We start from the raw sequence: 12,213 nt of genomic DNA, 5'->3' as shown, positions 1-12,213 counted from the left end.
ATGAAAGTGAGGGTCTAAATGAAAGGAATAATTCTCGCTGGGGGCACAGGTTCCAGATTGTTTCCTTTAACAAAAGTAACTAACAAGCATCTTCTCCCAGTTGGCAAATATCCAATGATTTTTCATGCCGTGCATAAACTTAAACAGGCTAATATAGAGGATATTCTAATAGTAACTGGCAAAGAACATATGGGTGATGTTGTAAACCTCCTTGGAAGTGGAAGCGACATGGGTGTTACTTTTACGTATAAAGTTCAGGATGAGGCAGGCGGGATTGCCCAAGCTTTAGATCTTGCTGAAAGCTTTGTTGGAATTGATCAAATGGTTGTTATTTTAGGTGACAACGTTTTCGAAGACGATCTATCGCCGTTCGTTCAGAATTTTAGAGAGCAGCGGCACGGTGCAAAAATTCTTATTCAACAAGTAGATGATCCTAAACGTTTTGGTGTGCCCGAGCTTCAAGGAGATCGAATTATTTCTATAGAAGAGAAACCAACTCTCCCTAAATCTGATTACGCTGTAACAGGTATATATATGTTTGATCATCATGTGTTTGGCATAGTAAAAACATTGAAGCCGTCTACCCGCGGAGAACTTGAGATCACGGATGTGAATAATGCATACATTGCAAGAGGAGAGCTCACGTATGATATTTTGAGTGGATGGTGGACTGATGCTGGAACACATGCTTCGTTGGCAAAGGCTAATGAGTTGGCACACAATGTAATATTCACTGAAGAGTTTGGCAAACTCAAATTATAGGAGGTAATTATATGACTGTTACTCCTCTATCATTAAACGGAGCAGCTATTATTGAACCAAAGGTCCACGGTGACAGCCGTGGCTTCTTTATGGAGAGTTACAATGAATCATTATTTAAGCAGAATGGCATTACCTATAACTTCATCCAAGACAACCACTCTCTATCCGCAGAACCTGGTGTTCTTCGAGGGCTGCATTATCAGTTACACCCCAAGGCCCAAACCAAACTCATACGTGTCCTTACAGGTGCTATTTATGATGTTATCGTAGATATCAGAAAAAGCTCTTCTACCTTTGGTCAGTGGTACGGTGTCATTTTAAGCGAACACAACCATCGTCAGCTGCTTGTTCCTAAGGGCTTCGCACATGGTTTTTGTACGCTAGTCCCTAATACCCAGGTTCTTTATAAAGTGGACGAATATTATTCCCCCGAAAATGACCGCGGCATATTATGGAATGATCCGGCTTTGGGGATCGATTGGCCAACGTCTAGCCCGATTCTATCGGATAAAGACCAGCGGCACCCGCTACTGAAAGACGCAGAGATGAATTTTGAATAGGGGGCAGTGAAGATGAAACTTCTTGTTACCGGCGGTGCCGGTTTTATAGGCAGTAACTTTATTTTATATATGTTGCAACAGCATCCCGATTACCGGATCATCAACATGGATGCACTTACGTATGCGGGCAACCTTGAAAACCTAAAATCCGTTCAACACCACCCAAATTACTCATTCGTCCAAGCAGATATAGCTGACAAACCAGCGGTGGACGCGATTTTCCAACAAGGCATCGACGTTGTAGTTAATTTCGCGGCAGAGTCACACGTGGATCGCAGTATTCTGGAACCCGAGATCTTTGTGAACACCAATGTCATGGGGACACAGGTTCTTCTGGATGCAGCCAAAAAATATGGTGTGACTAAGTTTGTCCATGTATCCACGGATGAAGTATATGGGTCCTTGGGCGAAACCGGTTTGTTTTCTGAAACGACGCCACTTGCACCGAATAGCCCGTATTCTGCCAGCAAAGCAGGCGGGGACCTGCTCGTAAGAGCTTACCATGAGACATTTGGTCTCCCGGTTAACATTACGCGCTGCTCGAACAATTACGGTCCATACCAATTCCCTGAGAAGCTGATCCCCCTGATTATTTCTCGTGCCCTAAATGATGAATCCCTGCCGGTATACGGTGATGGCCTCAATATTCGGGATTGGCTGTATGTCGAGGATCATTGCAGTGCGATCGATCTGGTTATTCACCAGGGGAAAATAGGTGAGGTTTATAATATTGGGGGCAACAACGAACGTACCAATGTTCATATCGTCAAAACCATTTTGAACGAGCTTGGTAAGCCGGAGTCACTAATCACTTACGTGACAGATCGTCCAGGTCATGACCGACGTTATGGCATTGATCCTACAAAAATCATGAATGAACTTGGCTGGAAGCCAAAGCACAACTTCGAGACAGGCATTAAGGAAACGATTCAGTGGTATTTGAGCAACAAAGAGTGGTGGACGAGAATTCAATCCGGCGCATATCGTGATTATATGACCCAGCAGTATGGCAGCCGTTTGGGTGGGAACGGATGAAGGTATTAATCACAGGAGCACATGGTCAGCTAGGGCAGGATATTGCGCGGATATTTAACCTAGCTGGTCATGAAGTTATTAGCTGCGGTAGAGAAGAACTAAACATAACGGACTTAGATCAATGCCTCCAAGTAAGTTCAACCCGCCGACCCGACTGGATCATTCATTGTGCGGCATATGCTGCGGTTGATGCTGCGGAGACGGATGTGGACGGTGCTTATCTCGTGAATGCAGTAGGTACTAGAAACATGGCTCTCGCTGCTGAAAAAATCGATGCCAAGATCGTATTTATTAGCACGGACTACGTTTTTAGTGGTACGAGTGAAAGGCCATATAACGAGTATGATTCTCCCGACCCGCAAAGCGTTTATGGAAAGTCCAAGCTTGCAGGGGAACAGATGGTTCAACATTTTTGCTCTCGTTGGTTTATTGTGCGAACTTCATGGTTGTTCGGCCTGCATGGCAACAACTTTGTAAAAACGATGCTTCGTCTAGGACAAGAAAAACCGCTGTTAAAGGTGGTTAACGACCAACAAGGTTCACCGACCTACACGGTAGATCTGGCGCACTTCTTGATAAACTTAATCTCCACTGAAAAATACGGTATATATCATGCTTCCAACAGTGGTTCTTGCACTTGGTATGAGTTTACTAGCGCCATTTTTGAAGAGGCTCGTGAACAATTGGGACTTACCATAACCGCTGAATTGCAGCCTTGTACTACTGAAGAGTTTCCAAGACCCGCTCCACGTCCGGCCAATTCGGTCATGGATCATTTAGCTATCCGACTAAACCAATTTGAGGATTTGCCACATTGGCGTGAGGGGCTGAAGCAGTTTATGCTGGATATGAAGCAGTACCCTGAACTATACTTAAAATGAATACAGCGACTCGAAAGGCCTGATCTGTATGATTTGGCCTTTTTTAGCTAGCTCCTTTCTCTATAGACCTCTCAGCTGTTTTGGGTCTACGAGATTATTGATTTCAAGTGTTTTTTCGGAGGTTCCCGTATGAAAAAAGTGCAAGTATTGTTATCCGCCTACAACGGCGAACAATATATATCCGAGCAAATCCAGAGTATTCTCAATCAGACGCATGCTGCTGTCTCCATCCTGATAAGAGACGATGGATCGACTGATAAAACGATGGAGCTTCTCGACCAATGGGTGACTACACACCCCGATAAGATCAAGCTCATAAAAGGAACGAATGTTGGCGTTGTGTCCAGTTTCTTTGAACTTCTGCGTGCTGCAGACGCTGAGGCTGATTATTATAGTTTTTGCGACCAGGATGACGTGTGGCTTGATCATAAGGTAGAGCATGCTATTGCCCGCCTGGACTCCTCTATCTATACGGAAGTGCCGGCGATGGTATTTACATCAACCTACCTTACGGATGACGAGTTAAATCGAAAAGGTGCATGGCCAAAGCCTCCTGCTCAGGAGCCCTCTTTCTTCAATGCGTTGTACGAAAATATTGCCATTGGCGCGACCATCACGATGAATCGATCAGCAAGAAACCTGTTTATAAATAGTAAATCGGTAGACAGTCAAAAGGTTCTTATGCACGATTGGTGGTTCTACGTGCTCGTTTCCGCATTTGGAACCGTAATCTACGATAACAAGCCATCCATGTTATACCGTCAGCACAATAATAATGTGGTAGGGGGCAGCAACTCCATCGTGGGTAAGCTGAAGAGCAAATGGACCAGTTTTAAAAGACATACAGGCAAAGACTTGCTGCATAAACAAGCAAGCGAGTTTGATCGAATCTATGGATCGCGATTGACTGGCGAACAGAAAGAGCAGCTGGATTTATTTCTTGCAACTCGAACAAGATTCATGGACAGATTACATTATGCACGCAAGAGCAAATTGTACAGACAATCCAAGGCGGAGAGTTTGTTGTTTAAGTTTTTTATTTTGATTGGGTTTATATGAGGTTGAACGAAATAGGGCAGAGCAAACTTATTCCTTGATATTCCTTCTTTCCCCATGAACTATGCTATAATGTCGATAGATTACTATATTTGTCAGGAGACGTTATGCAATGGATTTAAGCATTTTAATCGTGAACTACAATACCTGTCAGCTGACGGTGGACTGTTTGCGATCCGTGTTTGCATCGGAGACGGAATATACATATGAAGTGATTCTGATAGATAACAACTCGAAGGACGAGTCCGTTCAGACCATTCGAGAGTTATTTCCGCAGGTTAAGCTGATCGAGAACACGGAAAATACCGGCTTTGCCAAAGCCAACAATCAGGGGATGGAAGTGGCGGAAGGCCGCTATATGCTGCTGCTAAATTCCGACACGATTATCCAGCAGGATACGATCCAGACGATGGTCGCTTTTATGGACTACAATCCGATCATAGGGGCTTCCGGCTGCAAAATCGTCCTCCCGGACGGCTCGCTGGATAAGGCCTGCAAAAGAGGGTTCCCAACGCCTTCGGCGTCCTTCTATTATGCTTTTGGGCTCAGCAAGCTGTTCCCGAACAAGCCGGAGTTTAACCAGTATCAGCTGGGGTATTTGAATCCGGACGTAGAGTATCCGGTGGATTGTTTGGTCGGTGCATTCATGCTGGTACGCCGCGAGACGATTGAGCAGGTGGGCGGGCTGGACGAGACGTTTTTTATGTACGGGGAGGATATCGACTGGTGCTATCGCATCAAGCAGGCGGGATGGGGCATTCACTATTATCCTCGGACGACGATCATCCATTATAAAGGCGGCAGCGCCCGGCGCCGGCCGTTCAAAATCATTTATGAGTTCCATCGGGCGATGATTCTTTTTCATCGGAAGCATTACCGGCAGAAATACAACATATTAGTTAATGGAGCCGTGTATGCGGGCGTTGCTTTAAAATTGCTCCTGTCCCTGCTCACGAACCGGCTTAAGCCCATTCGTCCAGCAACGATAACGCAATCTTCAGGTGGAGTGGAGGTGAAATCATGATCCGCCAGAATCAGGGCTTTCTGACCAAATTGTATATGTTGACCGATTTTGCCTTTATCCAGTTGGCGTTTCTGCTCGCATGGTGGGTGAAATTCGAGAGCGGCTGGTTTCCCTATGAAGAGCCGCTACCTCTCGAAACCTATGCATTGTGGAGTCTGGTGTACGGAGCGGTTGCCGTGGTTGTCGGCATCATGATTACCTTGTACTCGCCGAAGCGGAAAAAGCGTTTTGCCGACGAGTTCATGAAGATCTTCCAGATGCATTTCATCGGGATGTTCATTCTCCTCAGTATTATGTTTTTTGTTAAAGAGGTGGATATCTCCCGTTGGTATCTCGCTATCTACATGATTTTCAACGTAGCATTCATTATCCTATACCGTTATTTCCTCAAGAAATCCCTCAAGCATTTTCGGGAAAAAGGCTACAACCGCCAATTCGTGCTCATCGTGGGTGCAGGGTCGCTGGGCAAGCGTTTCTTCAAAAACCTGAAGCAATACCCGGAGCTTGGTTATGAAGTCATCGGTTTCTTGGATGATTACCAGCAGTGGGACGAGATTGAAGCGAGACGGCTTAAACCCATTTTGGGCTCGGTCGGCGATCTACATAAGGTGCTAAACGAAAAGCTTGTCGATGAGGTCGTACTGGCACTTCCTCTGAATGCCCACCACAAGTATCCGGAGATCATTGCTGCTTGTGAAAAAGCAGGTGTCCGAACGCTAATTATCCCGGACTTTTTCGATTATCTCCCGGCACGGCCGGTGTTTGATAACTTTGCGGGTATGCCGATGATCAACGTGCGCGATATCCCGCTCGATCTAGCGGCTAACCGACTGTTCAAGCGGGCGTTTGATATCGTATTCTCGTTAGTGGCGATTATCCTTACCTTGCCGGTGATGATCGGAATTTACCTCGGTGTCCGATTGACCTCCCGGGGACCGGTCATTTTCAAGCAGGAGCGGGTCGGGCTGAACCGCCGAAACTTTTATATGTATAAATTCCGTTCGATGAAGCCGCTGCCGGAAGGGGCGCCGGATACGGGTTGGACGGTGGAGAATGATCCGCGCCGCACCAAGTTCGGCTCATTTCTCCGGAAGACCAGTCTGGATGAGCTGCCGCAGTTCTTTAATGTCCTGTTCGGACATATGAGCGTGGTGGGCCCAAGACCAGAACGACCTTATTACGTTGAACAGTTCAAAGAGGAGATTCCGAAGTACATGGTGAAACACCACGTACGCCCGGGCATCACGGGGTGGGCGCAGAGCAACGGCCTGCGCGGGGACACTTCGATTGAAGAGCGGATCAAGCACGATATTTTCTACATCGAGAATTGGTCCATTCTGTTTGATATTAAAATCATTCTGCGCACGATCCGCAACGGATTCAAAAACGCATACTGATTGTAATTTTGTGATGACGTCATCTGGCATGAGCCGGATGGCGTCTTTTATTTACCTGTCCTAGAAGCATATTTCGACTAAAGCTGCTTACCAAGTCCCCCTCGCCTCTTGTAGAGATACCGAATGCTGTCGCTTCCTGTAAGTTTGTGACATAGCCTAGAAAAACTTCGGACATTCGATCCACTCCTCTCACTTTAACATGCATGTACAACACAGCGGACAATGGTAGTCTGGAATTATTTACAAAATATAACTATTATACTATTATAATGAAATACCAGGCTCGTCGATGCTTTGCTAGAGTTTGTTCATTACGCAGAGTCGGAGGTTGGTTATGATGGTCCAATCTCAGTGTTATGGAGATTTCTAATGTTTTCGAAATAACCGTGTTTTTATCTTGCCGCTTCATTTGCCTAACGGAAGGATCACATCCAATAAGCATTATGGGAGGAATCGATATGGAAAACGCCAAGGTCCAGGATTTCATCGAAAGCAGCCAAGCGCAATGGGACGAAGAATACAGATCCCGCATGTGGGATTATTTATCGGACATCACGGAATATGCCAGATACTCGGTCGTGTACGGATACATCCGAAAGTTTCTTGGGGAAGAGGGCATTCTGGATATGGGATGCGGGGCCGGCCTGTTGTATGACATGCTCTTGGACGATGAAAAATCGAATTATACCGGTGTAGACTTGTCCGAGGAAGCGATCAGAATCGCATCCGGCAAAACGTCTAGGAACTTATTTCAGCGCGCGGACATCAATCATTATGTTCCTCATAAAAGCTACGACGTCATCGTTTTTAATGAATCGCTGCAGTATGTGCCCAATACCGCTAGCAAGCTGTTGGAATATGCACGTTACCTGACCCCGGATGGCGTCATTATATCTTCCCTATATTCACATAAGAACACCCAGGATCCCGATTATCTCATGGTAGAGCATAAGATTGGCGAAATCGAAAGCTGTGATGGGTTTGACGTCGTAGATAAAGTCAGCGTGTTTAATCACAACGCAGGATTGAAATGGTATATTCACCTTTTGAAGGCCAAGAGCTAGTGATCCGTAGTATTTACAATAATCGTTCCGTCATTTGGCAGCAGCCGAGTGGCGGTTTTTTTGTTTGGCCCCTCCATTAACCGGGTATTTACCTGGCAACAGCAATGAACGAAGCAAAGGTGGGGATACCATGAAACGGATCGCAGCTGTCCTTCTATTATTTTCCGCCATTATGATACTGCTTCTGACCCATCTGGAAATGGAGGAGGAAGCGCCGCAAGGATTCGCGGCCTATCGCTTGATTGCCCATGCCATGGGAAGCATCGGCGAACAGCCCTATACGAATGCTTATGAAGCCATGGTTGTTAACTATGAGAAAGGCACCCGGGTATTCGAGATTGATTTGATGCTGACGGAGGATCGCAAAGTCGTAGCCAGGCATGAGTGGACGGAGAGCATGACGCAGCAGCTGGGTCAGAAGGAGAAGCTTCCGGACGATAAGCAGGCGGCCCGCTTAAGCCATGAGGAATTCATTAACACGCCGATTTTGGAACAATACCAGCCGATGGATATTGAGGGGATTATGGATATGATGGAGCGTCATCCCGATATCTACATCGTGACGGATACGAAGGAGCAGAAGGACCGGGATATACAGTATCTGTTCGCGGAGATCGTAAACGCTGCTAAAGAACGGGATCCGAAGCTTCTGGATCGGGTCGTCGTCCAAATTTACAATGAGCCGATGCTTGATATGGTTCAGGACATCTATCCGTTTCAATCGATTATATATACGCTGTATGCCACGCAGGACTCACCTGCTGAGATCACCGCTTTCGTACAGGAGAACCACATTGACGCGGTTACCATGCCGGAGTACAAGGTTAGCCCGAATTTCGTAGCCAAGCTAAGGCAAGCGGGAGCCGTGACCTATGTTCACACCATCAATGACACGAACACCGTGAACAATTATGAAAAATGGGGCGTGTACGGCGTCTACTCGGATCTGCTGACAGAGCCGGAACTGGAGCGGAACAGCCTGAGATTTATGATGACAAAGCGATTGGAGTAGACATAACCTTACATGCCGCGCATCATATCGCGTCCGTCTGTGGAAAAGTTTGTTTGCATCCATAATAATGCTGGGCATGGAAGTCCGTGATCTCCTTAAGAGATCGCGGGCTTTTTCAAGCTATCAGAAAGCATAAACTTCGAAGCTTGGCCTACTTGATATCACAGAAAGCCACCATCCATATCTCTGGGATTGTGCGTCATGCGGTCTGGGATTGTACGTCGGTAGACGTTAGTTAGCCGCCCAAATCTATTCCCAGCGACGCGGTTCGTATATCGGCTGAACCGATAAACCGCAATTACCAAAAAAATGTTCGTATTTTATGCGAACATAAATTGACTTGCTTACCGTGCTAGCATAGACTTATTTTAGTATGATAGTAACCCGTGAACGTGGAGGAATGACGCTTGAAAGAGATGATACAATCCTGGAGGCATGTGTTTAAGCTGGACCCCGACAAGGAGATCGATGACGAGACCCTTGATGCGGTATGCTTGTCAGGAACCGATGCCATTATGGTTGGAGGCTCAACCGGAGTCACCTATGAAAATACCGTGGATCTGCTGTCCCGAGTTCGGCGTTACGAGCTGCCGTGCGTGCAGGAAGTATCCGATCTGGAAGCCGTTGTACCCGGATTTGATCTATATATGGTCCCGATGGTTATGAATACGCAGGATCCGACCTGGATCATGGGCCGTCATCGCGAGGGAATCGAACGCTACGGGTACATGATCCCGTGGGATCTGGTCGTGACCGAGGGTTATATCGTGTTGAACGAGAACGCTGCGGTGGCGAGATTGACCGGTGCAGAGACTTCGATTGAAGCGAGCACGGCTGCCGCTTATGCCCAGATTGCGGACAAGCTGATGAATCTGCCGATCGTGTATCTGGAATACAGCGGCGCGTTCGGAGATATGGAAACGGTCCGCACGGTTCGAAGTTCGCTGGATAACGCCCGTTTGTTCTACGGCGGCGGAATAACCAATGCCGAGCAGGCGATGGAGGCTGCAGCTATCTCGGATACGATCGTTGTGGGCAACGTGGTGTACGAGCATCTGGAGCAGGCGCTCGAGACGGTCAAGGCCGTGAAGGGCTGATGGGTCTATTAACTGATCTGTTGAAAAAATAGAGACCTATTAAGCAAGCCAGCTCAGGCTCTATAATAGTGTGTTTTTTCCATTTGCCTTGTGACGGCTTCGGTTAAGCATGCTTTTATTTCATTTAATTTATGTTCCATTTAACCAATCAACCCAGAACTCACGGTGTCTTAGACACGTAGCAATCTATGCCCTATCCATTCTCTTTAATGTAATCTATTTGCCAGACCCAAACCTTTTTGATGGTTTCACCTTTACCTAAGTTTTCCCCATTATCAAATCTACACCTATTAGGAGGCAATGTTTATGCATTCCATTGACATACACGACGCCGTCAGACGTCTCAATCCGCAGCAGCGCCAGGCCGTTGAAGCAACCGACGGACCACTGCTCATTATGGCCGGAGCCGGTTCCGGCAAGACGCGGGTGCTGACGCACCGGATCGCGTACCTGATCGCCACGCGCAAAGCCGCACCATGGAGCATCCTGGCGATTACGTTTACGAATAAGGCAGCCCGCGAGATGCAGGAGCGGGTATCCAAGCTGGTCGGCCGGGAAGGCCAGGACATCTGGGTATCGACGTTCCACTCCATGTGCGTACGGATTTTGCGCAGAGACATTGAACGGATCGGCTTCACTTCGAACTTTAGTATTTTGGATTCGACAGACCAGTTGTCCGTTATTCGGAACGTGATGAAGCAGCACAACATCGATCCGAAGAAATTCGAGCCGAAGGCGATTCAAGCGGCCATGAGCGCCGCGAAGAATGAGCTGATCTCCCCGCAGCAGTATGAACAGAAAGCCGGAGACTATTTTGAAACCCTTGTAGCCAAGGTTTACACCGAATACCAGAAGCGCTTGAAGAGCAACAATTCGCTTGATTTCGACGATCTGATCATGACCACGATCCAGTTGTTTAAGGAAGTGCCGGAGGTACTCGACTTCTACCAGCGCAAATTCCAGTACATCCACGTGGATGAATACCAGGATACCAACCGGGCGCAGTACATGCTCTGCCGCATGCTCGCGGACAGCCATCACCGCATCTGCGTTGTCGGGGACAGCGATCAGTCGATCTACCGCTGGCGCGGCGCGGATATCACGAACATCCTGAATTTTGAGCAGGATTACCCGGAGGCACGCACGATTCTGCTGGAGCAGAATTACCGTTCGACAGCGAACATTTTGAACGCTGCCAACAATGTTATTGGCCTGAACACGGGCCGCAAGCCGAAGAATCTGTGGACCGAGCAGGGCGAAGGACCGAAGATCAAAGTGTTCCGCGGGGATACGGAGCATGATGAGGGGTATTTTGTCACCTCGGAAATTAGCAAGAACATCAAGGACGGCAAGAGCTATCAGGACCACGCGATTCTGTATCGGACCAACGCGCAGTCCCGGGTGATCGAGGAAATTCTGATCAAGTCGGATATTCCGTACCAGATCGTCGGCGGCATCAAGTTCTACGATCGCAAAGAGATCAAGGACATGCTTGCTTATCTGCGCCTGATTTCCAACCCGGACGACGATATCAGCTTGACGCGGATCATTAACGTGCCAAAAAGAAGCATCGGCGACACAACCGTCGCGAAGCTGGCTGCTGCAGCCGGAGAGCGGGGCATCTCGATCTTCCGCGTGCTGGAAATCGTGGACGACCTCGGTTTTGCCGGACGGACGCGCAATGCGCTGGTGGGCTTCTACGACATGATCGCCGCGCTCAGCCGAATGGTCGAGTTTCTGTCGGTGACAGAGCTTACGGAAAAAATTCTCGAGATGTCCGAGTACCGCCTCGAGCTGCAAAACGAGAATACGATCGAATCCAGATCACGCCTCGAGAACATCGACGAGTTCCTGTCGGTTACGCAAGAGTTCGAGAAGAACAACGAGGATAAGTCGCTCGTCTCCTTCCTCACGGATCTTGCGCTGATCGCGGACATCGACTCGATGAACGATGACGAGGAAGACCGCGACGATGCCGTCGTGCTCATGACCATGCACAGCGCCAAAGGCCTGGAGTTCCCGGTGGTATTCATCATCGGCATGGAGGAAGGAGTATTCCCGCACAGCCGTGCCTTTATGGATAACGAGGAGCTGGAAGAAGAACGCCGGCTTGCTTATGTAGGGATCACGCGGGCAGAGAAGCAGCTGTTCCTGTCCTGTGCGCGCATGCGTACGCTCTTTGGCCGCACGACGGCGAACATGCCATCGCGATTCCTGGAGGAGATCCCGGAAGAGCTGAAGGAAGACACCCAGATGGCGCATGACCGCTACCGCCGAGGCGGCGGAAGTAATGTAGGTGGTTCCTATGCGGGACGCGGCTTCGGC

11 protein-coding genes are annotated in these 12,213 nt (G+C 48.1%); all 11 read left to right on the top strand.

Going from position 1 to position 12,213, the window contains the following annotated elements; translation table 11 throughout:
- The first annotated feature begins 18 nt into the window (after window positions 1–18).
- Window positions 19–762, top strand: coding sequence for a sugar phosphate nucleotidyltransferase (locus HMPREF9412_RS27055; protein ID WP_009595023.1), 744 nt, complete (start codon window positions 19–21; stop codon window positions 760–762).
- A gap of 11 nt (window positions 763–773) precedes the next feature.
- Window positions 774–1,322, top strand: coding sequence for a dTDP-4-dehydrorhamnose 3,5-epimerase (gene rfbC / locus HMPREF9412_RS27050; protein ID WP_009595032.1), 549 nt, complete (start codon window positions 774–776; stop codon window positions 1,320–1,322).
- 12 nt (window positions 1,323–1,334) lie between these two features.
- A complete protein-coding gene (gene rfbB, locus HMPREF9412_RS27045) occupies window positions 1,335–2,357 on the top strand; it encodes a dTDP-glucose 4,6-dehydratase (protein WP_009595047.1) in 1,023 nt (340 codons plus the stop codon).
- Window positions 2,354–3,238, top strand: a complete 885-nt coding sequence (gene rfbD, locus HMPREF9412_RS27040) for a dTDP-4-dehydrorhamnose reductase (protein ID WP_009595027.1) — start codon at window positions 2,354–2,356, stop codon at window positions 3,236–3,238. The genes rfbB and rfbD overlap by 4 nt, the downstream gene beginning before the upstream one ends.
- Window positions 3,239–3,367: 129 nt before the next feature.
- Window positions 3,368–4,297 (top strand): glycosyltransferase family 2 protein, encoded by a 930-nt coding sequence (locus HMPREF9412_RS27035; protein ID WP_009595052.1) that lies wholly within the window; start codon window positions 3,368–3,370, stop codon window positions 4,295–4,297.
- Window positions 4,298–4,406: 109 nt separating this feature from the next.
- Window positions 4,407–5,318, top strand: coding sequence for a glycosyltransferase family 2 protein (locus HMPREF9412_RS27030; protein WP_009595024.1), 912 nt, complete (start codon window positions 4,407–4,409; stop codon window positions 5,316–5,318).
- Window positions 5,315–6,715, top strand: coding sequence for an undecaprenyl-phosphate glucose phosphotransferase (locus tag HMPREF9412_RS27025; protein WP_009595033.1), 1,401 nt, complete (start codon window positions 5,315–5,317; stop codon window positions 6,713–6,715). The genes HMPREF9412_RS27030 and HMPREF9412_RS27025 overlap by 4 nt, the downstream gene beginning before the upstream one ends.
- A 458-nt stretch (window positions 6,716–7,173) precedes the next feature.
- Window positions 7,174–7,779 carry a class I SAM-dependent methyltransferase gene (locus HMPREF9412_RS27020; protein WP_009595031.1) on the top strand — a complete coding sequence of 202 codons (606 nt, stop codon included), beginning with the start codon at window positions 7,174–7,176 and terminating at the stop codon, window positions 7,777–7,779.
- A 130-nt stretch (window positions 7,780–7,909) separates the two neighbouring features.
- Window positions 7,910–8,791 carry a phosphatidylinositol-specific phospholipase C/glycerophosphodiester phosphodiesterase family protein gene (locus HMPREF9412_RS27015; RefSeq protein ID WP_009595040.1) on the top strand — a complete coding sequence of 294 codons (882 nt, stop codon included), beginning with the start codon at window positions 7,910–7,912 and terminating at the stop codon, window positions 8,789–8,791.
- A 407-nt stretch (window positions 8,792–9,198) separates the two neighbouring features.
- Window positions 9,199–9,888, top strand: coding sequence for a heptaprenylglyceryl phosphate synthase (locus tag HMPREF9412_RS27010; RefSeq protein ID WP_009595042.1), 690 nt, complete (start codon window positions 9,199–9,201; stop codon window positions 9,886–9,888).
- Between the two features lie 306 nt (window positions 9,889–10,194).
- Window positions 10,195–12,213 (top strand): DNA helicase PcrA (gene pcrA, locus HMPREF9412_RS27005; protein ID WP_009595028.1); only part of this gene is annotated, 2,019 nt, incomplete at its 3' end.

Origin of the sequence: Paenibacillus sp. HGF5 (assembly GCF_000204455.1) — a bacterium.
In the GTDB taxonomy this organism is placed as follows: Bacteria; Bacillota; Bacilli; order Paenibacillales; family Paenibacillaceae; genus Paenibacillus_AQ; species Paenibacillus_AQ lautus_A.
Note: the sequence above shows the minus strand (reverse complement) of the source record. Positions and strands in the feature narration are given on the sequence as shown.